This window comes from Catenulispora pinisilvae, from assembly GCF_015356865.1.
Classification (GTDB): Bacteria; Actinomycetota; Actinomycetes; order Streptomycetales; family Catenulisporaceae; genus Catenulispora; species Catenulispora pinisilvae.
In genome coordinates this window covers 52,389-78,482 of record NZ_JAAFZA010000007.1, presented here as the reverse complement: position 1 = coordinate 78,482, position 26,094 = coordinate 52,389, and the positions used below count along the sequence as shown (strand labels likewise).

General features: G+C 69.8%; 16 protein-coding genes. 4 read left to right on the top strand and 12 right to left on the bottom strand.

Annotation, left to right across the window (positions count from 1 at the left end):
- The first annotated feature begins 1 nt into the window (after position 1).
- From IZR01_RS03760 to IZR01_RS03745, 4 genes are all read left to right on the top strand, one after another.
- On the top strand, positions 2-1,294 hold the full coding sequence (locus IZR01_RS03760; RefSeq protein WP_194922888.1) for a nitroreductase family protein: 1,293 nt from the start codon (positions 2-4) through the stop codon (positions 1,292-1,294).
- On the top strand, positions 1,291-2,757 hold the full coding sequence (locus IZR01_RS03755; protein WP_194922887.1) for a hypothetical protein: 1,467 nt from the start codon (positions 1,291-1,293) through the stop codon (positions 2,755-2,757). The genes IZR01_RS03760 and IZR01_RS03755 overlap by 4 nt, the downstream gene beginning before the upstream one ends.
- Positions 2,750-4,684 carry a TOMM precursor leader peptide-binding protein gene (locus tag IZR01_RS03750; RefSeq protein ID WP_194922886.1) on the top strand — a complete coding sequence of 645 codons (1,935 nt, stop codon included), beginning with the start codon at positions 2,750-2,752 and terminating at the stop codon, positions 4,682-4,684. Before IZR01_RS03755 ends, IZR01_RS03750 begins: the two co-directional genes overlap by 8 nt.
- 122 nt (positions 4,685-4,806) lie before the next feature.
- The gene (locus IZR01_RS03745) at positions 4,807-5,148 is read left to right on the top strand and encodes a hypothetical protein (RefSeq protein ID WP_194894577.1); all 342 of its coding nucleotides are present in this window, start codon (positions 4,807-4,809) and stop codon (positions 5,146-5,148) included.
- Between the two features lie 145 nt (positions 5,149-5,293).
- Here the strand turns inward: IZR01_RS03745 and IZR01_RS03740 are convergent, their stop codons facing one another.
- The 12 genes from IZR01_RS03740 to IZR01_RS03685 all read right to left on the bottom strand — a co-directional run bounded on the left by IZR01_RS03740 (position 5,294) and on the right by IZR01_RS03685 (position 26,092).
- Positions 5,294-7,255: an ABC transporter ATP-binding protein gene (locus IZR01_RS03740; RefSeq protein ID WP_194922885.1), complete on the bottom strand. Its 1,962-nt coding sequence runs from the start codon at positions 7,253-7,255 to the stop codon at positions 5,294-5,296.
- Positions 7,252-9,045, bottom strand: coding sequence for an ABC transporter ATP-binding protein (locus IZR01_RS03735; protein ID WP_194922905.1), 1,794 nt, complete (start codon positions 9,043-9,045; stop codon positions 7,252-7,254). Before IZR01_RS03735 ends, IZR01_RS03740 begins: the two co-directional genes overlap by 4 nt.
- 80 nt (positions 9,046-9,125) lie before the next feature.
- Complete coding sequence (locus tag IZR01_RS03730) at positions 9,126-9,836, bottom strand: Clp protease N-terminal domain-containing protein (RefSeq protein ID WP_194922884.1); 711 nt, start codon at positions 9,834-9,836, stop codon at positions 9,126-9,128.
- A gap of 32 nt (positions 9,837-9,868) precedes the next feature.
- Positions 9,869-10,201 carry a hypothetical protein gene (locus tag IZR01_RS03725; RefSeq protein WP_194922883.1) on the bottom strand — a complete coding sequence of 111 codons (333 nt, stop codon included), beginning with the start codon at positions 10,199-10,201 and terminating at the stop codon, positions 9,869-9,871.
- A gap of 1,622 nt (positions 10,202-11,823) precedes the next feature.
- The gene (locus IZR01_RS03720) at positions 11,824-12,171 is read right to left on the bottom strand and encodes a hypothetical protein (protein ID WP_194922882.1); all 348 of its coding nucleotides are present in this window, start codon (positions 12,169-12,171) and stop codon (positions 11,824-11,826) included.
- Positions 12,172-12,227: 56 nt separating this feature from the next.
- Positions 12,228-13,496, bottom strand: coding sequence for an ATP-grasp domain-containing protein (locus IZR01_RS03715; protein ID WP_194891588.1), 1,269 nt, complete (start codon positions 13,494-13,496; stop codon positions 12,228-12,230).
- The gene (locus tag IZR01_RS03710; RefSeq protein WP_194922881.1) at positions 13,493-15,364 is read right to left on the bottom strand and encodes a class I SAM-dependent methyltransferase; all 1,872 of its coding nucleotides are present in this window, start codon (positions 15,362-15,364) and stop codon (positions 13,493-13,495) included. Before IZR01_RS03710 ends, IZR01_RS03715 begins: the two co-directional genes overlap by 4 nt.
- On the bottom strand, positions 15,361-17,184 hold the full coding sequence (locus tag IZR01_RS03705; RefSeq protein ID WP_194922880.1) for a non-ribosomal peptide synthetase: 1,824 nt from the start codon (positions 17,182-17,184) through the stop codon (positions 15,361-15,363). Before IZR01_RS03705 ends, IZR01_RS03710 begins: the two co-directional genes overlap by 4 nt.
- Positions 17,181-23,162, bottom strand: a complete 5,982-nt coding sequence (locus tag IZR01_RS03700; protein WP_194922879.1) for a non-ribosomal peptide synthetase — start codon at positions 23,160-23,162, stop codon at positions 17,181-17,183. The genes IZR01_RS03705 and IZR01_RS03700 overlap by 4 nt, the downstream gene beginning before the upstream one ends.
- On the bottom strand, positions 23,162-24,868 hold the full coding sequence (locus tag IZR01_RS03695; protein WP_194922878.1) for a condensation domain-containing protein: 1,707 nt from the start codon (positions 24,866-24,868) through the stop codon (positions 23,162-23,164). The genes IZR01_RS03700 and IZR01_RS03695 overlap by 1 nt, the downstream gene beginning before the upstream one ends.
- Positions 24,865-25,839: a TauD/TfdA family dioxygenase gene (locus IZR01_RS03690; RefSeq protein ID WP_194922877.1), complete on the bottom strand. Its 975-nt coding sequence runs from the start codon at positions 25,837-25,839 to the stop codon at positions 24,865-24,867. The genes IZR01_RS03695 and IZR01_RS03690 overlap by 4 nt, the downstream gene beginning before the upstream one ends.
- Positions 25,826-26,092, bottom strand: a complete 267-nt coding sequence (locus IZR01_RS03685; protein WP_194891594.1) for a hypothetical protein — start codon at positions 26,090-26,092, stop codon at positions 25,826-25,828. Before IZR01_RS03685 ends, IZR01_RS03690 begins: the two co-directional genes overlap by 14 nt.
- Positions 26,093-26,094 lie beyond the last annotated feature (2 nt).

The window sequence follows — 26,094 nt, the reverse complement described above, 5'->3', positions numbered from 1 at the left end:
GATGACGTCGACGAACGAATATCCGTTCCGCGCCGAGACCGGCGGCCGCGCGGCGCGACGCTTCCACGCGGAGTACGGAAGCCCGCTGCCCACGATGGACCTGACCGCACGCAACACGGCAGCCAAGGTTCATCGCGGGGCGGAAGTACTGCCCCTGAGCTATCCGCCGCCGATGTGGAACGGTGTGGATCCCTCAAGCGCCGAGGGACTAAACACTCTGCTAGCACTGCTCTACGGCGGCAATCGCATCGAGTGGTCGCGCGGCGGCGTGGGTCTGGGCCGTTCGGTGCCGTCGGGTGGCGGCGCGTATCCGGGTGAGGTGTACGTCGCGGCCGAATTCGGGCTCTGTCACTACCTGCCCGGCCCTCATGCGCTGGAACTACTGCGCCCCGACGACCTGCGCTCCGACCTCGCGGGCTGCCTCAGCCGGGCGCCTGAGTCGCGTCCCGAGCTGCTGCTGTTGTTCACCTCGCGGCACGATTCGAACCTCGCCCGGTACGGCGGCTTCGGACACCGGCTCCAGGCATTGGACACCGGAGTGTTGGCCGGTCAGTCGTCGGCCCTGCTGGAAGCGGCCGGGCTGCGGCCGCGAGTACATGGCCTCTTCGACGATGACCGGTTGGGGAAGTACCTGGGGCTGGACCAGACGGCCGAGACGGTGCGTGCCGTCGTGACTGCGGGCCCTGACGTTCTATCCGGCGCCACGACCGCCGTGATCACTCGCATGCCGCGACGGCACACACCGCGATCCGGATTCGCGATCGCGGAGATCGATCGTGCGCAGGTTCTGGCCGTCCTCGATGAGGCGACCGAGGCCGTGGAAGCCGACTTCACGTCCGGGGCTGAGGTCCATTGCGTCGCGGGCCGGGTCTCCGGGCTCAGCGTCGGCTGCCACCGTTTCGACGGCGCGTCCGGAGAACTCGCACCCGGGCTCCCAGGCGTCACGCCTCGCGAGTTGTTCGCCGCCGGGAGCTTCGGGGAGCTCGCGGGGTTCGAAGCAGCGTGCGCGCTGCTCGTCGTGGGCGACTACGAACACGGATACGCGACGCACGGCGACCTGTGGTACCGCCTGCTCAACTCATCTGCGGGAATCCTCGGCCAGCGGATCGCACTGGCTGCGACGGGAACCGGACTCGCTGCGGGGATCAGGTGCGACTTCATCGTCGAGCAGGCCGACCGGATGATCCGGGACGAGGATCAGGATCGCAGCGTCCTGCTGACCGTACTGATCGGGCACGAACGTCAAGTGCCCGCACCGACGTATTCATTGCTTCCCATTGAGGACCGCCGATGATCACGCTCCGGTCCGCACCGAAGCTCCGCGACGACGTCTTCGTGGTGCCGAGCGGCCAACAGACTGCTTATATCCATTCGAGCCGGGGCATCGAGCTCATCGCCGAGCCGGGGTTCTACACCTGGATCGAGCGTCTGACCCCCTTCCTGAACGGGGCTAGCACTGTCGAGCGCCTGGTGACGGGCCTGGACGACGAGCGCCGGTCGGCCGTGCTCGGCGTCCTGGCCCGCTTGGACGCGCTCGGTCTGATCGAGGACCCGGCCGACGACGGGCCCGCGCGGCGCGAGCAGTCCTTCGCCGATGCCGACGTGCTGGTTCTCGGCGCCGGGCCGGCGGCTGACGCACTCGCGCGGCACCTCAGTAACGCCGGCGTGGCGAAGGTCGCGACGAGCCAGGACCCTGGCTCGGTCGATCACGGCCACGACGCCGTCGTCGTGGTCGCCGGGACCGGGCTTCCGCTTCCGGTCGCCGCTCTCGCAGAGCTCGATGATCGCTGTCGGCGTAACGGCGTCTGGTTCGTCCCGGCCGCCGTTGATGATGCGGCGTGCTGGATCGGGCCGGTCTTGGGGCCGGGTGCGGCGCGCATGGCCGGGGGCTGGATCGGGGCTTGGCTGCGTATCCACGGGCAACACGGTGCGGCACCGGCGCGCCGTCCTGTTGAACCGGTCGCCGTGGAGATCGCGGCGGCTCAGCTGGCGCACCGGTTCCGCGAGTTGGCCACCGCCGAGGACGACGCGCGCCAAGACGTCCTGATCCGGCTCGACCTGACCGACCTGTCCACGAGCCGGCACGGCTACCGGCCTCATCCCGCGGCGCTACCAGCCACCGCACAGAGCGAGTCCGAGTTCCTGGCCACGATCGCCGCCCTGCGCGCCGCGCCAGCCGTGGACGCGCAGGAGTTCTCCCGGCGCGCGGCGCGTTGCATCGACGAACACACCGGGCTCATCGGCAGCTTGGATGAGGAAGGCCTGCCGCAGTTTCCGCGCCGCGCGACGACCGCCACGGTGCGCGACCCGCGCGGTGTCGCTCCAGGCAGTGCCGCTCCGCACGGCGCCCCTCCGGGCGATCGGCCGCACCGCGTTTACGGCGTGGCGCCGGACTTCGGCACGGCGCGGATCCTGGCGGCCCGGCGGGCGCTGGCGCGCTACGCGAGTCTGGCGCTCGATCCGAGACGCTTCGTGCCGACGCGCTCGGGTCCGGCGGTGTGGGCTTGGTCGCCGGAGCGTGAAGTGGCGTCGCTTGTGCCTGTGTCGGCGGTCGTGCCGAGTGCGAAGGCGGATCCCGGTTCGCGGGGCCTGGGCCTGGGACACGGGCTTGAGTGGGATGAGGCCGTGGACACCGCGCTCAGGAGTCTGCGCGGGGCGGCGCCGCGTCATCGAGCACTGATAGTACCGCTCGACCACGATCCCGCCGCCGTCGAGGCGCTGCCCTATCTGGTGAAGGCCGTGGTCATCGATGCCTGATAACAGCGTGCTCGGCGGCGTGCTGGGCAGCGCCGTCGGCCGCAGGCTCGCGGCTGCCGATACGAGCACTGACAGCATTCGGATCCTGACTGCGGACACCGCCGAAGCCGGCCGGATCATGGCCGATGCCGCGCGGGCCATGGGAATGCCCTGGCTGCCTGTCGTCGCGGAGCTGGATCGGGTCGTCATCGGGCCGGTGGTGCGACCCGGCACGGCGGGCTGCGACCTGTGCTCGGCCGAGCGCCGGGCCGGGGCGCGTTCGGATCACGCGGAGAGCCGGGCCCTGAGCGAACGCTACGGGACTGCGTTCAGCGCACACGTGTCGCCGCTGCTCACCCCACTCGCGGCGGACCTGGCCGCGACGCTCGCCGAGGCCCTGTGCGGCCGGGCGTCGGTGTCCGGAGCCGGGCTGCGTACCGTGACCGTACTGCGGCTGGCGGACCTGCGCGTGACGCACCACAGGTTCCTGCCCGATCCGCACTGCCCGCACTGCGGCCAGATGCCCGACGACGGCCCGGAACTCGCGGCTATCCCCCGGCAGGTCAGGCTGAAGCCCTCCCCTGCCGGCACCCGGGTCCGTGACCTGTTGAGCGAAGCGGCCGCGTTGGAAACGCTTTATGTCGACGACGAGACCGGGATCGTCAAGGACCTCAGGGCGCGCGGGCTACACACGCTGCCTTTCGTCGAGTCGAAGGTGGGGCCGCGTGAGTCGGTCGACGGCGGATACGGCCGGGCTTTCGACTTCCGCACCGCCAGGGTGACCGCCGTGGCGGAGGCTCTGGAGCGCCTAGGCGGCGGTCGGCCGGGCGGCCGGCGCACCGTCGTCTCGGGCAGCTACCACGAGTTGTCCGCGACCCATTCGGGCGCGGTGCTGGATCCGAGCACGGTCGGCATGCACGAACCCGCGCGTTATCAGGAGCCTGGCTTTCCTTATCAGGCTTACCATCCGGATCTGAGCATGCCGTGGGTGTGGGGCTACTCGCTCACCGACGAGCGCCCGATCCTGGTGCCGGAGAGCCTGGCGTACTACCGGACGCAGCGGCACGCGAGCGGGCCGCGACCGTTCGTCTCCGAGATCTCCAACGGTTGCGCGCTGGGCGGTTGCATCGAGGAGGCGGCGCTTTACGGGCTGCTGGAGTTGGCGGAGCGCGACGCGTTTCTGCGTACCTGGTACACCCGGACCCCCGCGCCGCCGATCGATCTGTCGACGGCGCGGGATCGGCGGATTCCGTTGCTGGCGGACCAGATCCGCGTTCGGCAGGGCTACGACGTAGAGGTCTTCGATATCACCGGCGAGGAGGGCGTGCCCTGCTTCTGGGCGCTCGCCAGGGACCGCGTCCACCGCCCCGACCGGCCAGCGGTGCTCTGCGCCGCGGGATCAGGGCTCGATCCCGAGCGCGGCGTGCTGTCGGCACTGTACGAACTGGTCACCGCCGTCGAGGCCTACCTCATGCTGTATCCGGAGCGCCGTGACGAGGCGGAGCGGATGCGCCTGGACTCGGAGGCGGTCCGGCTGATGGACGACCACGCGCTGCTGTACTGCGACGCCGTCGCCGCCGAACGCCTGGACTTCCTGCGCGGCGCCGGAAACCCGGACTCGCCGACACCGCCACTGACTCCGCCACCGACACCTACACCGACACCGCTGGACCTCACGGAACTCACCGAGCGGTACGCCTGGCCGCCCGACCCGGACCTGCGCGCGGACCTCGACGCCTTGGTCGGACGCTACGCGGCGAGCGGACTCGAAGTGATCGTCGTGGACCAGACGACGCCGGTGCACGCGGCGGCGCGGCTGGCGTGCGCGAAGGTGCTGGCGCCGGGGCTGCTGCCGATGACGTTCGGGCACCACTTGCGGCGGATCGAGGGCTTGGACCGTGCGGTGACAGCGGGTGAGGTCAATCCGTGGCCGCATCCCTTCCCGTGATGCCTGTGGCTTGCATCATCCCATCGGCCTACGCCCACGCGAACCGCATCGCGCCGCCTGCATAGCATCCAAGCAGGGGGCGTCAGAGCTTGCAGACAGACCCGTGTGGAAGGAAACAGCTCATGGCTGACAACGGCACCCGCGTGAAGGCCGCCGACGACCCCATCGTGTACGTCGTGCTCGAAGGCAAACGGCGTGCGCTGAACGAGGCCTCGTACCTGAACATCTTCAATGACTGGGAAGGCATCGTCGAGACCGACGTCAACGGTATCGAGGACGGCGGCGCCATTCAGGACGGCTACATCGGCAACGCGAACGGCGAGAGCTACCTGGTCGCCGACACCGTCAAGTACCGCATCAACGGCAACACCACCGCCGAGCAGCTGAACCTGAAGGTCACCACGCCGCGCGCGCTGTCCGCCGAGGACGCCGGGCGGCTCAGCGACGGGCCGCAGCTGGGCTGACCGGCGCGGCCGTCGGCTCTTCCGCCGACAGCCCCGCTTCCGTCGATACCGCGATACCCGCGATACCCGCGACACCCCCGCCCACCTGCGTCGATGCCCTGGCCGGTAGCCAGGCGGCAGGCGGGCGGGGGTTCGGCGTTCCCCGTCAGTGGACGGCGGCGGCTTGGCTGGTCCAGGTCGCGTACATCCGCGCGTAGCGGCCGCCGGCGGCGACCAGCTGCTCATGCGGACCGGCCTCGACGATCCGCCCCTCGTCGATGACGACGATCCGGTCGGCCTTCCTCGCGGTGGAGAGCCGGTGCGCGATCAGGATCGCGGTGCGGCCCGCCAGCAGCACGTCCAGGGCCGCCTCGATCTTCGCCTCGGAGCGCGGGTCCAGGTTGGACGTGGCCTCGTCCAGGACCAGCACCCGGGGCCGGGCCAGGAACGCCCTGGCCAGGGCGACGAGCTGGCGCTCGCCGGAGGACAGGGACTGGCCCCGTTCCTGGACGACGGTATCGAGACCGTCGGGCAGCCGGTCGACGACGTCGGCCAGGCCGACCGAGCGCACCGCTTCCCAGACCCGGTCGTCGGAGGCGTTCAGGGCCGCGAAGCGGATGTTGTCGCGGAGCGGGCCGGCGAACAGGAAGGGCTCCTGCGGCATGACGCCGAGCTGGCGGCGCAGCGAGTCCATCCGCACGTCCCGCAGGTCGTGGCCGTCGATGAGGACCCGGCCGGAGGTGGGGTCGTAGAAGCGGGTGACCAGTTTGGCGAGGGTGGACTTGCCGGCGCCGGTCGGGCCGACGACCGCCACGGTCTCACCGGCCCGGACCGCCAGCGACAGGTCGGAGACCACCGGCCGGTCGGGAAGGTAGCCGAACGTCACGTTGTCGAAGACGAGCTCGCCCTGGACCTCCGGCAGATCGACGGCGCCGGGGGCCTGCTCGACCTCCGGCCGGGTGCCGAGCAGCTGCCTGAGCTTCACGATCGACGACTGCCCCTGCTGGTAGGTGTTGTACTGCTGCACCAGTTGCTGGATGGGCTGGAAGAAGGCGCCGAGGGAGAGCAGGAACGCGACCAGCTCCCCGATGGTCAGCCGGCCGTCGCGGACCATACCGGCACCGATGGCCAGCAACGCGACCTGTCCGGCGACACCGATGACCTGCGTGCCCGGGGTGTAGACCGAGTTGATCCGTCCGGTGCGCACGTTGGCGTCGTAGAACGCGCCGATGATCTGCCGGTGCCGCTCGGCGTTGTGCCGCTGCCGGTTGTGCGCCGTGACGACGCGGACGCCTTGCAGGCTCTCGGACAGGTCGGCGATCACGCCCGCGGTGGTGTCCCGCACCCGCAGGTAACCCTCGGCGGAGGCCCGGCGGAACCACAGGGACAGCGCGGTCAGGAACGGAACCACCAGCCCGATGGTGATGAGGGCCAGCTCCACGTTGTAGGTGAACAGCAGCACCGAGACGACGATCATGGTCAGCCCCTGGACGGCGAACTGCGCCAGACCCTCCTGGAGCAGCGCCTGCAAGTTCTCGATGTCACCGGTCATCCGGGTCATGACGACCCCGGCCTTCTCGCCGGTGTAGAAGCTCAGCGACAGCCGCTGCAACTGGGTGAAGACCCTGATCCGCAGGTCGCTCAGCACCCAGGCGGCGACCCGCCCGGTCACCCTGACCCGGGCGGCCTGCGCGGCGCCGGTGATCACCAGGCTGAGCAGATACAGGACCGCTACCAACACCAGGGTGCCGGTATCCCGCGCCGTGATGCCGTCATCGATCCCGACCTGGGTCAGCTTCGGACCGGCCTGCACCGTCAACGCCTCGACGACCACGAACACGCCCGACAGCAGGACCATCGATCGGTGGGGACGCAGGAGCCGCCGCAGATTCAGCGTCACGCCGTCGGGATCAGGCCGACTGTGATCGAAGACCACCTCGGGCTCGGGGTGCTTCGGCTCGCCCTTGAGCAGCTGGTCGATGCCCGCCTGCATCTCCGGCGGCACCCCGGCGAACGGCAGACCCGGCGCGGCCGCCCGACCGCCGCCGCCTCCGCCAGACACTGGCGCGCCACCGCCGCCGCCGCCGGGCACTGGCGCTCCCCCGCCACCGCCCCCTGGAATCGTCATCGGACCACACCTCCCGCTTCCTCGACGGCCTGGTCCGCCTGCGCCAGCACTTCCGCGTACAGCGGCGAATTCGCCGACAGCTCCTCGTGCGTCCCGTCCGCGACGATCCGCCCGCCGTCCAACAGCACCACCCGCCCGGCCAGGCTGATCGTGGACGGCCGGTGCGCGATGACCAATGTCGTCCGGCCGGCCGGCAGGGTCCGCAGCCCGGCGTGGATCTCCTGCTCCATCTGGACGTCGACGGCGCTGGTGGCGTCGTCCAGGACCAGTACCGGCGGATTCGCCAGCAGCGCCCGGGCGATCGCGAGGCGCTGCCGCTGCCCGCCGGACAGGGTGTAGCCGCGTTCGCCGATCACGGTTTCGTAACCGCCGGGCAGCCCGGTGATGAACCCGTGCGCCCCGGCCAGCCGGGCCACCCGCTCGACGTCGGTGATGTCCGCGTCCGGACGCCCGTAGGCGATGTTGTCCCGGACGGAGGCGGAGAACAGGATGGGCTCGTCCAGCACGATGCCGACGGTGTCCCGCAGGCTGTGCAGTGTCAGATCCCGTACATCGTGCCCGTCCACGGTGACCGAACCGCCGCGCACATCGTAGAACCGCGGCAGCAGCCTAGCGACGGTGGACTTCCCCGAGCCGGTCCGGCCGACCAGCGCCACCGTCTCGCCGGGGCGCAGCCGCAGCGAGAAGCCGTTCAGCACGTCGGGACCGTCGCCGTAGCCGAAGGTGACGTCGGTGAACTCGACCTCGCCGCGCGCGCCGGCGAGCTCGCGGGCCCGCGGGGCGTCCACGATCTCCGGCTTCTGGTCCAGCAGCTGGTACAGGCGCTTGGCCCCGGCCGAGGACCGCTGGCCCAGCATGATCAGGTTGCCGAACACCTGGAACGGCACCTGGAGCATCAGCAGATAGGCATTGAAGGCCAGGATCGCGCCGACGCCCAGTTCCCCGTGGATGATCAGGTATCCGCCGTAGAGCAGCACGAACGCCAGGCCGACGCGGGGCAGGTTCTGTACCGCCGGCGTCCAGCGGGCGCGCAGGTCGGCGTCCTTCACGTTCGCCCAGCTGACTCCCGTCGCAGCCTTCTGGAGCAACGCCACCCGGCCCCGTTCGGCGGCGAACGCCTTGACCACCCGCACACCGTTGACGCTCTCGTCCACCACGGTCGCGACCTCGGCCAGCCGGGCCTGCACCAGGAACGACACCGGGGCCAGCGTGCGCTGCATGCGCCGGGTGGACACGAACAGCAGCGGCATCGGCAGCATCGCCAGGACGGCCAGCGGCACGTTGATCGCCAGCATGTATCCGAACGCCACCAGCGACAGGCCGCACTGCACCAGCAGGTACGGCGCGAACGCCAGGTACAGCTGCACCGCGCGGATGTCGGAGTTGGCGCGGGAGATCAGCTGCCCGGTCTGCACCCGGTCGTAGAACGGGAACGACATGCCGGTCAGGTGCTCGTACACGATGTTGCGCAGGTCGTACTCGATCCGGGCCGCCGCGACGGCCAGCAGCTGCTTGGACAGGTAGCCGACGGCCAGCATGGTCGCGGTCAGCCCGAGCAGCCACCACAGGTAGTGCGCCAGCGGCACCCGGTGCGCCACGATCGAGTCGTTCACCGCGTCCTGGATCAGGGTCGGCACCTGGATGGACACCACCAGGCCGGTCGCGGCCAGCAGCAGCGCCGTGCCGAACAGCCAGCGGTGTGCCCGGACCAGCGGCCACGCCCGCCGGAGCCAGGAGCGGCTCGGATCGGGGTGGATCGCCGCGCTCGGTGGCGGATAGGGCGGATACAGCGGATACGTCTTGCACGCCTTGGCCACGCGCCCCGTGCCTCGGGCTCGGCGGGCCGCACTCGCTGCCGGATACGTCTTTGTCACGCGCCCGGCGCTTCGGCCTCGTCGGGCCGTTCGGCGAGCGCGGCCTGGACCGTTTCGAGCAGTCCGTCCGGCGTGAAGCCGAGGCCGTGCAGGATGTGCGCGGCCGGGCTGTCCGGGGTGCGGATCAGGCCGAGCAGCGCGTGTTCGGTGCCGACCCAGCCGGTGCCGAGTTCGGCCGCCGCGCGGGACGCCTGGCCGATGGCCTGCGTGGTCTCCGGCCGGAAGGCGATGTGGCCGCGCAGTGCCTTCGGCCCGGCCGGTGGCAGCACCGCTTCGGCCGCTTCGCGGACGGCGCGCTCCGATCCCGCGCGCGCCACCAGCATCCGGTACGCCCCGCCCTGCGGTTCGCCGAGCAGGCCGAGCAGCAGATGTTCGGTGCCGATGGTGTCGTGCTTGTACGTGCGGGCGGCCTCCTGGGCCAGCACGATGGTGTGCCGGTTGAGCTTGGTGAACCCCTCGAAGGGGTTGGGGGTGTGGCGCTGCTGGGCGGCCTGCTTGGTCACCCCGATGGCCTCGCCGATCTCGCTCCAGGAGGCGCCGGCGTCCCTGGCCTGGCTGACGTAGTAGTCGACGAGTTGGTCGCCGAGGTCGGTCAGGGTCCGGTTGCGCAGTTGGGCCTCGCTGACCCGGGCCAGGGGGCCGGCGGCGGGCGTCTCGGCGTCGAGGCGGGCGATCAGGTCGGCGAGGCTGACATTGAGTGGGCTCATGTCGTCAACCGTAGATTGACGGCCGACGGGCGTCAAGTAGTAGTTGACGCCAGCGGATCGATCCGAAAGCGTAACCGGATTTTGGGTGCCGACACCTTGGGCGGTTGTTGTTCGAGGCGGGATATCGGCCCGGACGCCTCCGCCGCGACCAGGTTCGGCCAGAAGCGCGACGCCGGCAGGTTGGCGGGCAGGTAAGACAGTGTCCACGGTCCGGGATGGCGCTGGAACAGGAGCCGGGCGGCCTGTTTCGCCACGCCACAGCCACGGTGTCCGCGCACGACGAAGAACTTGCTGACGTTCCACGCGCCGTCGTCCCCGTCCACGTCGCAGCGCGCGAGCGCGAAGCCGGCCGGGCGTCCGGCCACGGTGATCAGGTGGGCTTCCCGGTCCGGTGCGGTGCGGTGAAGTAGTGCTGTGTCAGGCAACGTTTGCCCGGGAGTTTTCGCGACGTGGTCCGCGACATGTCGGTCGGCGGGCGGGATCCGTTGGCGGGTGGGGTTTGCTGGGGCTGGGGTTTGTGGGTCGGGTTGCGGTTGAGCTGTGGGTTTCAAATGCCTTTTACGGCCTTCGGTCATAGTTGTGCCGGTTCGGGATTCGGGGTGGTGGGTGTGTTTGTCAGGTGCCGGTTTTCGCGTTCACAACCCCGCCGCACCTCAGGCCTCTTCAACTCCAGCAAGTCAGAGTAAGAGTCGCAAGCAAGTTCAACAGCAAGATCAACAGCACAGGCAAGGTCAAGAGCTGAAGATCAAGGGCAAGGTCAAGAGCGGTCAAGATCAAGGTCAAGAGCTGTGGTGAAGAGCCGGGCCTCCGGCGGGCCTCGACAACCTCAGGGAAACTAGCGCGGTTCCCTCGGGTGGCCGGGTGAGTCTCAGCGGCGGCGGTTTGTGACGTGGTGCGGTCCGTTCCCCACGGTCGCGTCGGCAGCCCGATGGGTACAGCACCGGTGTCCGGGGGTAAAGTCCGCGCGCTGCGGTTGGGTGCCTGAGCTGCGGTTTTGTTCAGCGCGAACTTGACCCCCGGCCACCGGCACTGTAGGCGAAGCCCTGCCGACGCGACCGAGGGGAACGAACCGAAGACCAGCCGGAAGAAAAGCAATCGCAGGGAACGTGGACCCGGGTTGGTTGGTGCGGCTGCCGGTGAGGGCGTGGCGACGGGCCGGTAGTCAGTTGGTCGAGAACATGCCCGGGTGCGGTATGCGGTAACGGACCGGCTGCGCTCATCGCAGCAGCCAGCCTGCCGACTACCGACTACCGACATCCTCTGGCAGGTCTCGCCATAGGCCAGCAACAGCATGGAGGCCAGGCCAATCGGCTATCCAGCAGACTTCATCGTGGTGGTGGCGGCCGGGTCTATCTACCCATCCGGCGGCGGCCATCTCGGCGGCCAGGCGAGCCCACACCTGCAGCCGCACCCGCCAGCACAGAATGAGCACCCTGCGACTGTCGCGCTACCAGCACCCCGACCGGCGGCCGAATCCGCCGAGCCGCCGGTACCCAACCACTGGGCTTTGCCATTCTTCCGGCTGGTTTTCGGTTCGTTCCCCTCGGTCGCGTCGGCAGGGCTTCGCCTACAGTGCCGGTGGCCGGGGGTCAAGTTCGCGCCGTACGAAACCGCAGCTCACACACCCAACCGCAGCGCGCGGACTTTACCCCCGGACACCGGTGCTGTACCCCCCGGGCTGACGACGCGGCCGAGGGGAACGGACCGCACCACCTCAGGGACCGCCGCCGCTGAGACTCACCCGGCCACCCTAGGGAACCGCGCTAGTTTCCCTGAGGTTGTCGAGGCCCGCCGGAGGCCCGGCCCTTCACCACAGCCCTTGACCTTGACCTTGCTGTTGATCTTGCCCTTGTTCGGACTTGCCGGAGTTGAAGAGGCCTGAGGTGGGGCGGGGTTGTGAACGCGGGAACCGGCAGCCGACAAACAAACCCGCCGACCCGAACCCCGAACCGGCACAACCATGACCGAAGGCCGTAAAAATCGCCTTTCAAGCCACAGCCCAACCGCACCCGACCCACAAACTCCAGCCCCCAGCAAACTCCAGCCCCCAGCAAACTCCACCCGCCAACGGATCCCGCCCGCCGACCGACACGTCGCGAACCACGTCGCGAGCCACATCGCGAACCACATCGCGGACTCCCGCCCGAGCAAAGCGCGAACTCCCAGGCAAACGTTGCCTGACACGGCAGTAGCTGTCGAGCCACGCGTAGTCGAACACGCCGTGCGCGGACAGCTCCCCCGGCTCGAACTCGGAGGAGTCGTGCGGATACAGCTGCAGCAGATTGGCGGTGACGGGCTTGTCCTCGGCGCCTACGGCGAGAAGATCAACATCCATCTCGCCATCGTGGCAGCCGTGAATCGCAGCTCACCGGCTGTTTTCGGAATCGGAACTCAGGCCTCGAACTCGATCCAGTCCATCAGCTCGATCCGGCGCACGATCTCGGCCAGCTGCTCATGCGTTTGCACGCGGCCCTGGAACGCCGCGAGGCTCGCGCCGTAAGTGCCCTTGCGCCAGTCCACCGGCGCGCCGGGGCGTAGGTGCAGCGACACGCGATCGACCCCGTCCAGGGCGCGCATCTCCCCCAGGCCGGGCATCGACCGCACGCGCCTGGCCCACATGGGTGCGCCGGCCAGGAAGGCGTACGCGATGCGCTGCGGAGTACCGGTCTGCGGTCGGATGTCGACCGGCTTGCCCAGGGCGCAAGTCAGGGCCATGACAGCGGGCTTGCCGGAGCCCGAGGCCTGCGCGAGGTGGTCCACCCAGCCGCCCATCCGGCCGTTGACCTCGATGATGCGGGGCCCGTCCGGTGTGAGGCGCATTTCCACGTCTACGAAGCCCTGGCGGAAGTTCATGGCGCGCGCCGCCCGCGCGGCCAGATCCTTGACCGCCTGCATCTCCTCCGGGGTGAGTTTGGGAGGGCAGTAGGCGCCGCGTTCTCTGAAGGGCGGGGCGGGAGAGAACTTCCCGGTGAAGAACAGCGGGTGGACAACGCCGTCTTGGACCAGGCTGTCCATCGCGACGTAGTCACCCCACGGCTCAGGGGTCTGACGGCCGATCAGCACCTCTTCCACGACCAGACAATCCTCGTGGTCGGGGTCGCCGGGTGGCGCCGACAGCACTCTGGCCATCCCGGAGCGGTACTCCTCGACGGTGTCGGCGCGGAAGGTGTTGCGGCTCGAACTGCCGACGTTCGGCTTCACGATCGCCGGCAGACCGATCTCCTGGAGCGCCTTCTCGCTTTCCTCCAGATCGGTCACGGTCGTGCTGGGCAACGCATCGACGCCGGCGACGCGCAGCCGCTCCCGTTGCGCGGCCTTGATCGTGATCGCGGGGATGTCGGACAGGTCTTGGTAGGGCAGGTCCAGTCCGGCGGCGATCTCGGCGGTGTAGCGGAGCTGTCGCTCGGCGAAGGTGGTGATGCCGGCCGGCTCCAGCTTGTGCAGCTGGTGCAGGAGGGCTTGGCGGGTACCGTAGTCCCGCGCGTCGATCACCGTGCCGTAGGTCTCCAGCACCGGTCGCAGGTCCTGCGCCTGTTCCGAGCCGGTCGCGAGGAACGCCAACCGGCATCCGGCTTCGCCGGCCGCCTCAATGATCTGCTTCGCGCCCAGGCTGCCTTGGTCGTAGACGACCAGAACCAGGGGAAGGTCATGCTCGCTCACGGTCTGGCTCTCCTTCCACTCCCAGCGCCGGTAGGAAGGGGCGCTTCGCCGAGCTTCGCCGAGTCCGGAGCGGAGTCCCTGCGGGCGCTGAGAAGAAACATCTGTCCGGCCAGCCCCGGGGTCCGCTGGATCCGCAGCTGGTCGAGCTCGGCCAGGACGGCGAGGGCGGCGGCGCCCTCGGCGGGCTGGTCGCAGCTCAGCACCTGCCAGTCGGGGAACGCGAAGAACGGCGTCACCGTGAACCCGGCGAACCCGGCAGCGGTGATCTCGGCCGCCAACTCCTCGGGCCTGCTCAGGTGTCGTCGCAGTTCGTCGCTCTCCTCCGGGGAGTAGAACGAGAGCAGCGATTGGAAGTCGCAGCGCGGATCCCAGGCACTCAGGACCAGTCGGCCGTCCGGACGCAGAGTTCGTAGCGATTCGGCGAAGAACCGCCGGCGTTGCGCCGCCGACAGGTGGTTCACCGTGCCCATCATGCAGGTGATGAGGTCGAAGGACCGGTCGCGGAACGGCAGCGCGGTGCCGTCGGCGACGGCGAACCGGCCCTTGCATTCGGCGTCGGCGTTGTCGCGGATCCAGGCGTCACGCAGGTCGATCCCATATGAGCGAACGCCATAGCGCGCCAGCACCTGCGGATACCGCAAGGTCCCGCTGCCGACGTCAAGGGAGGTCTGGATCCGGGCCGGGTCGACGACGCCGAAGAGGTTGATCATCTCCAGGCGCTTCTTGACGCTGTCCGACACTGCGGGGTTCTCGAACCGCTCGTAGAAGGTGGCGTCGTAGTCGTCGATCGTCCGCTTGGCCGTCGGCAGCAACCCGACGCCGTCGAGCTGACGCACCACGCTCACCAGGTCCGGCGGGACCGGGTCGGACGAGGACGATGACGCGGACGAGGACGCGGCCAGTATCGGCTCGGTCGAACGCAGGATCCCGTGGCGGGCCCAGACATCGCGGTAGCCGGCGCCCCAGGGCAGCAGCTTCTCGTACTGTGTGACCGCCTCAGTGCTCTGGCCACGTTCTTCGAGGCGGCGTGCGAGGTGGTAGAGGTCGTTCCTGGTCTCGTCATTCGGGCCGCTGGCCGCGGCCGCCCGGTACGACGCAACCGCCGCAACCGGGATATCCAGGACGCTGAAGCAGTCGCCTACGGCGTGCAGCGCGGCCGTGCGGTGACGCTCGGACGACGCAGCGATCTGATACGCGGCAACGGCCTCTTCATACGCCCCCACCCGCGCGAAAGCCCCGCCGACCTCGAACGCCAGCGCCGGATCGGCACACACCACGTGCGCCGCCTTCCGGGCGATCGCCGCGATGAGGCGATCGGTGTCCACCGCATCGACCTCGCCGGAGGCGGCAAGGTGCCGGAGGCGGAACACCGCGAACGTGGGTGAGCCCGCCTGCTCGTAGAGCTTGGCGGCGCGCGCCGCGCGGTCGGCCGGATCGCCGGACGTCGGCAGGAGCGCTTCGTCGCGCAGCAGTGCGGCAGCGCGGGCGGGTGTGATCAGCGGCGTCATGGCGTACAGGATCCCCGCCACGGTACCGAGGAATACCAGAGTCCTGTCACGCTTGGCGGTCATGGCGGTCATGGCGGTGATGTCGCTGTCGAGCCGGAGCCGCTGCCAAACGGTTCCGCCGACCAAGGTGCAGACATGCGAGCCGTCCACAGTCAGGCTCAGATGTCCGTCGCCGGTATCCGGCCCCGAATTGGAGTCAGCACCCTGCCGAGCCTGGTCGGCCGGGTTCCCCGAGAGGTCGAAGGAGATCTCTAGGTCGCCGGATTCGGCACCGAGAACAACGTCCACGACGCCCTTGTGCTCAGCGAGCGACAGCCCGACGACCGGTCCGGGCAGGTGCCGCGTCCACAGAGTCCTCAAGCCCGCATCCCCTCGCGGATCCAGGCGCTCAGGCCCGCGACCGTCGGATGCTGGATCAACGTGCTGAGGTCGACCTTGATGTCGAACGCCTCCTCCAGGGCCGTGAGCAAGGACAGGGCCAGCAGTGAGTTACCGCCGAGCAGAAAGTAGTTGTCATGGACCCCGAACCCCTCGGCCTCAAGGCTCTGCGTCCACAGCGCGAGCACCGAGTCTTCGACGGCGTCGCGGGCTTCGGTCCGGTCGCTGCCCTGAACGGCCACCGGGCGGCGCTTCAACTCCAGCCGGTCCACTTTCCCGTTCGGCGTCATGGGAAAGCGGTCGAGCATGACGTACGCGGCGGGAAGCATGTACTCGGGCAGGGTGGCCGCCAGCGACGCCCGGATCTCATCGGGCGTCATCGGTGCCGTCGGCGCCGCCGGGTCGCCGATCAGGTAGCCGACCAGCCGCTTGCTGACCGCGTCGCCGTCGTCCACCACCACGACCGCGTCGGCGATCCCCGGCACGGACTTGAGCGCGACCTCGACCTCGCCGAGTTCGACCCGGTGGCCGCGGATCTTGACCTGGTGGTCGGCCCGGCCGAGGAAGTGCACAAGACCGTCGCCGTCGATGAAGCCCACGTCGCCGGTGCGGTAGAGCCGGCTGCCCGGCGCACCGGACGGATCGGGGACGAACTTGTGAGCGGTCAGGCCGGGCCGGTTGAGGTATCCGCGCGCCAGGACCGGGCCGCCGATGGCGATCTCGCCGACTTCGTCCGGCGCCAGCGGTGTGCCGCTTTCATCGAGCACGTATATCCGGGCCCGATCGATGGGTCCGCCGATCGACGGCAGTTCGGGCCAGTCGGCGGGATCGCCGGGCAGCCGGACGGCCGTCACGATGTGCGTCTCCGAGGGTCCGTACTGGTTCTCAAGGCTGGTCTCCGGCAGTTCGCTGAAGAGCCGGCGCAGCTGCGGGGTGATCTGGAGTTGCTCGCCGGCGGTGATGACCTGGACCAGCGAGCGGGGGAAACGGCCCAGGTTGCACGCGGCGCCCGCCAGGGCCTGCAATGCGACGAAGGGTAGGAAGAGGCGGTGGATCCCGCCGTCGTCGATGAAGGTCAGCAGCCGACGCGGGTCGCGGCGGATCTCCTCGTCCACCAGGACCAGGCAGCCGCCGGCGGCCCAGGTGCTGAACATCTCCTGGAACGAGGCGTCGAAGGTCGCGGCGGAGAACTGGAGGGTGCGGGTTCTTTCAGCACACTGTGAAGCCGTTCGTTGCCAGGCGATCAGGTTCGCCATCGGCCCATGGGTCATCGCCACGCCTTTGGGGACCCCGGTGGAGCCAGAGGTGTACATGACGTAGGCGAGATCGTCGGGGGCCGTGTCCCGGCGGCGAAGATCGGAGACTGACTCGACCGGGGTGTCATCGTCCACTGCGATGACCCGGATTCCGGATGGCACCGGCAGCGCCGGCAGTCCGATCCAGTCCGCAGTCGGGACGATCAGATGCCTCGCCGCGCTGTCGCGCATCATGAACTCGAGGCGGGCTGCGGGAACAGCCGGGTCCAAGGGGAGGTAGGCCGCATCCGCCTGAAGCACCGCGAGAACCGCGATCGGGAAGCTGGGCGACCGTTCGGTCGCGATCGCGACGACGGAGCCCGCGACGACGCCCCGGCTGATGAGCCGTGCGGTGAGCCGGTCGGCGGCCACGCCGAGGTCTTCGTAGGAGGTCCGCGTCCCGCGGTATTCCAGCGCGGGCAGCCCGGGCGAGGTGCGACGCCGGTCCGCGAAGAGCTCGTGGGCGGGGAGAAGGCCGACCGGTGTGGCGGCGCGGGTCACCGTCATGGCTGGTTCCTCCAAGCCGGTGTCAGCGGGGTCTCGGGCGGGCTCGCCGTCGCCTCGGAGATCCGGCCGTCCGGGTCGCTGGTGAGTCGATCGACCAGCGCGGTGAAACGGCCGAGCAGACCGGTGATTGTGCTCTCCTGGAAGAGCTCGACGTTGTATTCGAGGAAGCCGGTGAAGCCCGCTCCCCCGTCGTTGAGGATCAACCCGAGGTCGAAGCGGGCGGTTCCGAGGTCCACGGGCACCGGCTCCGAAGTGATCCCGGGCAGCCTCACGGCGGGTCCGGCCGCCTCGTTGACCACGAACTTGGCCTGGAACAACGGTGAGCGGCCGCGGTTGCGGCGCGGGTTCAGGGCCCGCACCACCTGCTCGAACGCCACGTCCTGGTGCCGCAGCGCGGCCAGGACCGCGGTCCGGACCCGGTCCACGAGCTCACGCCAGGTCGGGTCCGCCGAAGTGTCGAGGCGCAGGGCGAGCTGGTTGACGAAGAAGCCGATCAGCCCTTCGAGCTCCGGCTCGGTGCGATGCGTGACGTCGGTGCCGATGACCAGGTCGTCCGCCGGCGCCTGGGCCCGCAGCGCCACGCTGAACGCCGCGAGCAGGATCATGAAAGGGGTCGCGTTCAAAGCCCGGCCCAGTTCCCGGACGGCAGGCCCGGCCCCGGCAGGCAGCGCGACCGGCACCAGCCGCCCGGCCGAGGACTGCTGCCGCGGCCGTTCGCGGTCGGTGGTGAGCCCGGGCAGGCGTTCGGCCCCGGCCAGCTGCCGCTTCCAGTAGTCGAGCTGGCCGTCGAAGAAGCCTGCTTCGGAGAGCTCGCGCTGCCACCGCGCGTAATCGGAGTACTGGATCGGCGGTTCGGTCAGCGGGGACGGCCGTCCGGCGCCGAACGAGGTGTAAAGCCGGGCCAACTCCGTCATGAACAGGTGCAGGGACCGGCCCTCGTGCACGATGTGGTGGAAGCTGAGCATCAGCACGTGGTCGTCGGAGGCGAGGCGGATCAGACGACTGCGAAGCGGCGGGTCCTCGGCGAGGTCGAAGGGGCGCCGGTATTCCCGCTCGACGATCCGCCGGAGCTCGGACTCACGCCGCTCGGCGGTCAGGGCCGCGAGGTCGATGACCGGGAGCGGGCGGTAGACGTACGGCCGGACCTCCGGGTGCGGCGACCCGTCCGGCGCGACGATCACCGTGCGGAGGACTTCGTGCCGCCGGACGATCTCTCCCAACGCCAGCGACAGGGCCCTGACGTCGAGGGGGCCGCGAAACCGGTCGAAGACCGGGACGTTGTACTGCCAGTCGCCCGGAGCCAGTTGGGCCGCGAACCACAGGCGTTCCTGGCCGTAGGACAGTTTCTTGGGGGCGTCGTCGGCAGCGCGGACGAGCTCGGGCCGCTGCCCGTCGTCAGCCACGGCACCGCGCAGGTCGTCCACGAAGCCGGCCAGTTCGCCGAGTCGCTGGCGTTCGAAGGGCACCCGCGCGCTCAGGGACACACCGAACCTGCGCCGGATGCGGAAGACCATCTGGAGCACGAGCAGGGAGCGACCGCCGAGGCCGAAGAAGTCGGCCTCCGGCGTGAGCTCGCCGCAGTCGAGCAGGTCACGCCAGATCGCGGCGATCGCCAGCTCGGTCTCGGTCAGGGGCCCGGTGGCGGCCGGCAGACTGGGACCCGCGGCCGAGTCCGGTGCGGCGGCGAGATCACGCAGCGCGGCCCGATCGATCTTCCCGCTCGGGGTCAGCGGCAGGGTGGGCAGGACGATGTAGTGCGTCGGGCACAGCGGATCGGGCAGGCGCTCGCGCAGGGCGGCGGCGACCGCGGCCACCGCGGCGGACTGGGCGCGCTGGGACAGCGGATTGTTCGCGTATCGGGTCATGTCGAGCGGGGCAGATGGATCGAGCGGGGCAAGCGGATCGAGCGGGGCACAGGAGTTGAGCGGGGTAGACGGTTCGAGCTGGGCAAGCGGATCGAGCTGGTCGAGTGCCGCCTCCGGCCCGGGGTCCGCGTGGGAGCTCGGCACCGAGTCCGGTCCGGCGTGTTCGTGGGCCGCGTCGCGACGGCGCAGCACCGCGTCAAAGGAACCGTCGGCGCGGCCTTGGAGCCAGCTCAGTTCGATGTCATAGTCGCCGCTGAGCTCCCACAGGTCTGCGGGCTCGATACCCGGCCCGACCATTCCCGCCGCGCGCTTGAGCAGCTCTCCGGTCGTCGTGGTGGCAGCACCGGATTCCAGGGCCTGCCGCAGGCCGATCAGTGCGGCGAGCCGGGCGTTGGGGACCGCTTGGAATTCGATGCGCTCCGGGTGCTCGTGCTCGATACGCTCCCGCAACGCTTCCAGGTCCAACGCGTCGGTCCGATCTGTGGCAGCGCGAACCGGCTCCGGCGCCCCGCCGACCGTCAGGATCACGTCGTACCGGAACCAACTCAGCTCATTGCCGTAGTCACGCCGCTTGGGCAGTACCCGAACCGCTGAAATCTCCGGCCATCGCGCGCGCAGGGCCGCGAAGTACCGAGGGTCCAGACAGAGCTCGGGCTCCAAGGCGATCGCGCGCCGGATCCGCGAGCGCAACGTCCCTGCCTGGACGCCGGAATCGGCCTTGTGGACTTCCAGGGAGGTATGGAACAGCTCCAACAGCGGCAGGCTGCGCAGGTCACCGAGGAAGATGTGACCGCCGTGGGGCATGGCGTCGACCGCGCTTCGCAGGACTCTGGTGAGGTAGTCCACTGATGGGAAGTACTGCACGACCGAGTTGATGATCACGGTGTCGTAGGATCCGGTGTCATGGGTCCCGGCGCCGGCGAAGCTCTGCTCCGCCGCGGCCACACTGATCTGGACGTGCGGCGACGCCGCAGCCGGGACGGCCTGCCGGACGTAGTCCACCGCGGCGAGTGAGGGCTCGGTACCGGTGTAGGCGTCGCAGAGTTCAGCGACGCGGCCCAGGATCAGGCCGGTGCCGAAACCGATCTCCAAGGCGTTGCGCGGTCGTAGGTCCACGATCCGCCGGACGGTGTCGTCCAGCCACGCCCGCATCGCCTCCGGTTCCAGGTCCTGGCCGGTGTAGCTGCTCAGCCATCCGGCCAGGTTGAGGGCCGGGTCGCCGTCGTGCGGTCCGCTGTAGAGATTCTCGTAGAGCCTTCGCCACTGCTCCACCCGGTCGCCCTGCCAGGCCTCGTCCACAGCGTCGGACTGGTCACGCAGGCACAGGAACGCGACGATCCGCTCGGTTCCGTCGGCCGTCCGGCTGAAGTCGACGGCGCACTGCCGCACCGGCTCGCAGGCCTGCAACGCCGCCGAGATCTCGCCGAGTTCGACCCGCTGCCCGCGCACCTTGACCTGGTCGTCCCGACGTCCCAGGTACTCCAGGTCGCCGTCCGGCAGATAGCGCACGAAGTCGCCGGTGCGGTACAGCCGCGCGCCTGGCTCGTCGCCGAACGGATCCGGAACGAAGCGGGCCGCGGTCTCGGCCGGTCGCTGCCAGTACCCCAGGGCCACACCCGTACCACCCACGTAGAGCTCGCCGGTCACCCCGATCGGGACCGGCTGCATGGCGGAGTCCAGTACGTAGACCCGGGTGTTGTGGATCGGTCTGCCGATCGGGACTCGGCCGAAGGGGCTGCCGTAGGCCGAGAACCGGTACGCGGTACAAGCCACGGCGGTCTCGGTGGGCCCGTACTCGTTGACCGCCTGGAGCCCGCCGGACAAGTCGGGGATCGCTTCCTCGTGCAGAGCTTCGCCGCCGATGACCAGCGTGCGCGTGAGGGCTGCGAGGTTCCGTGACTGTCCGGCGTGTTCGAGCAGCCGCAGATGTGCCGGCGTGACTTTCAGGAAGGCCAGGTCCGCCTTGGCCTCCGCCAGCATGCCAAGCGCGGCGCCCGGCTCGCGGGGATCGGCCGGGGCCGGGATGAGCAGTCGCCGACCGGTGAGCAACGTGACGAAGACGCTGGTGACCGTCAGGTCGTAGGCGGGCGAGGAGTTGAGGCCGACGTCCGGGCCGGACTCCGCGGCGTACGCCTGCGCCGCCCATGTCAGATAGTTGACGACGCTGCGATGCGTCAGCATCACGGCCTTCGGCCGCCCGGTCGAGCCCGAGGTGTACATCAGGTACAGGATGTCGTCGGGCGTGGTGACGGACGGCAGCGGAGCGTTCGGGCCAGCGGCGACGGCGCCGCGCTCCTCGTCCAGGCGCACGACGCGCGCGTGCTCCGGCTTGAGGACGGGTTGGACGTCGCCGCGGGTGACCAGGAAAGCGGCACCGCTGTCGGCAAGGGCCGCGTCGAGCCGTAGCAGCGGGTGAGCGGGATCGAGCGGCAGATACGCGCCACCGGCCTTGAGGATGGCCACAAGCGTGACTATCAGCTCTGATGAACTCTCCAAGAGCACCGCGACGACCGTTCCGCGCCGAACACCGAGCTCGACAAGATGACGGGCCAGCCGGTTGGACGCCTTGTCGAACTCCGCATAGGTGAGTTCGGCATCCCCCGCGGCGACCGCCACGGCTGCCGGTGTTCTCGCCGCCTGCGCCGAGATCAGCGCGTCGAGGGTCGGCGCAGGCGCCTCGGAGGCGGTGGCGGTGTCAGCGGCGGTGTCAGTTTCAGGGTCGGTGGCAGTGTCGTTCCACTCGACCAGCACCCGGTGCCGGTCGCGTTCGGACATGATCGGCAGAGCTCTGACAGCGCCTGCGGGGTTCCCGACCGCCGCGGCCAGCGACAGCACAAGGGCATCGGCGATGCGGGCCACGGTCGCCCGGTCGAACAGGTCGGTGGCGAAGTGCAGCGAGCAGTCCAGCCCGTCGGCCGACTCCAGGATGCCGAGGTCGAGATCGAAGCGGGCGGCGCCGGACTCGGTGTCGAGCCGGACGACGGCCAGCTCACCCATCGCCTCGGCCAGCGGCGGAGTGTTGTGCAGCGTGAAATTGACCTGGAAGAGCGGATTGCGGCCCAGGGTGCGTTGCGGGAACAGGCGCTCCGCGATGGCGTCGACCGGCGTCTCCTGGCGTGCGTACGCGTCGAGGCACGTCCGCTTGACCCGCGTCAGAAGCTGGTCGAAGGTCGGTGCGCCGGACAGGTCGACACGGAACAGCAGCGTGTTGGCGAAGAAGCCGATGAGCCGGTCCAGCTCCGCCTCCCGACGGCCGGCGACCGCACCGCCCACCACGACCTCGTCCTGGCCGCTGAACCGGCCCAGCACGCTCGCGAACCCGGCGAGCAGCACCATGTACAGGCTCGCCCCGGCCTGCGCGCCGAGTCGCCGCAGATCCGCCGTCAGATCCGCGGCGAGCGAGAAACAGTGGGTGGCCCCGCGATGGCTCTGCACCGGCGGCCGGGGACGGTCCAAGGGCAGCTCCAACTCCGGTGGGGCCCCGCTCAGCTGCGTTTCCCACCAGGCGAGTTGGTCTTCGGCCTCGGCGCAGCGCGACCACTCCTGCTCGGCGCGGCTGTAGTCCACGTAGTGCCGCCGGAGCGGCGGCAGCGGAGAAGGCAGGCCGATGACGAAAGCGTCGTAGAGCCGGTTCAGCTCCTCGCCGAACACCGCCAGCGCCCAGCCGTCGACCGCCACGTGATGGAAGGTGGCGATCAGGATGTGCCGTTCGGCGGACAGGACGAGCAGCCGGAACCGTACCGGCGGCTGCTCGGCCAGGGCGAACGGGACGGTGTGCTCAAGCTCGATCAGGCGGGCGAGGGCCCGTTGCCGGCTCGCCGGATCCAGGGACCGCAGATCGAGGACCGGCAGCGGCGGCCGGCTCGCGGGCCCGACCCGCTGCACCGCCATCGCCTCCACGGTGGGGAACGTGGTCCGCAATACCTGCTGACGCCTGACGATCTCGTGCAAACAGTGTTCGAGCACTGCGACGTCCAGCGGCCCGGTCAGCGAGAACGGGTTGACGCTGGTGTAGAAGGCGCTGCCCGGGACGAGCTGGTCCAGGAATAGGACGCGGCGCTGTGCCGAGGAGACGGCGACGTCCCCGGGCAGCGGGCCGCCCTCCGCGGGCATCACGCACCGACCCGGGACCGCGGCGCACCGGCGGCATCGATGTCGGCGGCCAGATCGGCCAGGGTCCGGTGCTCGAAGAACCGGTGCAGGGGCAGCTTCACACCGAAGTCCTCATCGATCCGGGACAGCACCGCGAGCGCCAGCAGCGAATGACCGCCCAGGATGAAGAAGTTGTCCCGCCGCCCGATGTCCTCCCGTTGCAGCAGCTCGCCCCACAGCTGCGCGAGCTTCTGCTCGGTGGGCCCGACAGCCGGATCGGGTGCGGCGGCCGGATCGGGTGCGGTAGTGGGATGGGTCCCGGTCTGGACCGTCTCGGCCTCGCCATCGACACCGGGCCCGTCAGCGAGATCCGGCAGCGTGGGCAACGGGAATCCGTCCACGAGCCCGTCCGGGTCGTCCACCAATCGCCGCAGGACCAGCAACCAGCAGTCCGCGAGCCGCGCGACGGTGTCCGGCTGGAACACGTCGGTCGAGTATCCCCATTCGACGGTCAGGCTGCCGTCGGACTCCACTGCTGCCGTGCACAGGAGATCGAAGACCGGGGTCTGCCGGTCGAGGGGACGCACCCGGGTCCGCAGTTCCGACATCTCCAGAGTCGACTCGGGCCCGCCGAGCATCTGGAAGACGGTCTGGAACAACGGATGACGTTCGGGATCGCGCGCCCCGCCCCGCAGCGCGACCAGCCGCTCGAACGGGAACTCCTGATGGTCGAAACCGTCCTGGCAGACAGTGGCGGCCCGGCGCAGAACGGCACGCAGCGAATCCTCTGCCCGCACCGGGGTCCGCAGCAGCAGCATGTTGATGAAGATCCCGATGACGCCCGAGAGTTCGGGCCGGTCGCGGCCCGAAGCCGTGCTGCCGACGGCGATATCGTCGCGTCCGGTGGCACGGTGAAGCAGGACGTTGAATCCGGCCAGCAGGGTCATGTAAAGGCTGGCGTTCTCCTCGCGGCCCAGCCGGCGCAGGCGGTCCACGAGCTGCGGCTCCACGGTGACCCGATGGCCTTCGGCCCGCGCTGACCGTCTGCGCGGCAGGGGCCTGTCGGGACGTAACCGTAGTTCTACCAGGCCCGCGACCTGCCCTTGCCAGTACTCGGCATGCCGGTCCAGCTCGCCGCCGTCGAACCGGCGCCGCTGCCAAGCCGCGTAGTCGGCGTACTGGAGCGGTGGCGGTGCCAGCCCGGGCTCGACGCCGCCGTGATACGCCCGGTAGAGCTCGCCGACCTCCCCCAGAAAGACGGCCAACGACCGGGCGTCCGCGATGATGTGGTGCAAGGTGATGGTCAGGACGTGTTGCCGGGCCGCGGTCCGGATCACCGACACCCGCAGCAGCGGGGCCCGCTTGAGGTTGAACGGGGTCGCGGCCTCTCGGCGGACGAGGCCGTCGATGACCTGCTCGGCGGCGGCCGGGTCGGCATCGGCCAGGACGTCGCAGAGGTCCACCATCGGCACCGCCGGGAGCCGGGCGGTGAGGACCTGCTTGAGCTCCCCGTCGACGACGGCGAAGCACGTACGCAGGCTCTCGTGCCGCCGCGCGCATTCCCGGACCGCCCGGTCCAGGGCCGCCAGATCGAGGTCACCGGCCAGGTCGAAGGACCTGCTGATGTGATAGCCGCCCGCACCGGCGGCCAGTTCGTCCAGGAACATGATCCGGGCCTGGGCGAACGAGGCCGCGCTCACCGTCGCGGCGGACCGGGCGCCGGTCACGGCCGCGCCCCGGCATCCGTCGGCTCCGCCATCGCGACCGCGACCCGCCGGGGCGGGGAGAAGGGTTCGCGGCCGTGCGCGGTCAGCATGTTGTCGATGACGAGCACGTCGTCCCGCCGGTAGTCGAACCGGGTGGCGGCGGACCGGTAGCAGTCCCGCACGTGGGCCAGGACATCGTCGGGGATCACGCCGCCGTCGCCGTAGTAGCTGTTGGCGGGCAGGTCCGGCTCGGGGAACAACTCTCGCAGCCCGTCGCGGAGATCGGCGGAAAGCGTGGACATGTGGAAGACCGCGATGTGGTTGAACCAGACCGGTTCCCCGGTGTCGGGGTGGACGTGTACGGCGTCGCGGATCGAGGTGGTGCGCAGCTGGTCCGGCGAGCGCCACTCGGCATCGATGTCGCGGTCGCCGCACAGTTTGAGGACTTCCGCGCGGTCGGCGACCCCGAAGACCTGCTGCCAGGGCAGTCCGAAATCGGGGTGGAAGTTGCGCACCACCATCCAGCGCCGGCGGCTGAACTCCTGGACCACCGCCGGGTCGATGGCGGCCAGCACCCGCCGGGTGTCCACGAGGGGCGTCGCCCCGTGGGCAGCGGGCGGCTGGACACAGTGGAAGTACAGCGTCATCGGCCAGGACTGCTGGTAGGAGTTCTCGTTGTGGAAGAAGATCTCTTCGTGCGGCGGGTATTCGGTCGAGGAGTAGACCCGGCCCTTGATGGTCTCGCGCGGCGAGGAACGCTCCTCGTAGGGCAGCAGCTCGCCGGACAGTGCTCGGACGGCTTCGGCGAACCCGTCCGTCCCGCCGACGTCGAATCCCCGTAACAGCACCGCGCCGTCGGTGCGCAGCCGGTCGCGGATCGCGGCCCGGTCCTCGGCCAGCCGGTCGGCCAGGTTCTCGCCGCCGCCTTGGACTATGTAAGGAAGTCCCACCGCTTGCCCCCGTTCCTGTTCGCCAAGGTCAGGCCGGTCCATCGGCGGATTCCCGGGGTGGCCGGAAGCGCAGCACCGTGTCACAGAACTCACGCCACTGCGGTGTCATCGCGTCCCACAGCACGCCCTGGTCCGCCCCGACCGGGCTGCGCACCACACTGAAGTCATCGCGCAGGTAGACGATCGTTTCGTCGGCCAGAGCGGCGTCTTCGGCCCCGGCGGCATCGGAGGGTTCGGACCAGTGGGGGAACCGACGTACGTCGCCGAGCAGGTAGCCCCGGTAGTAGAGGTTCACTT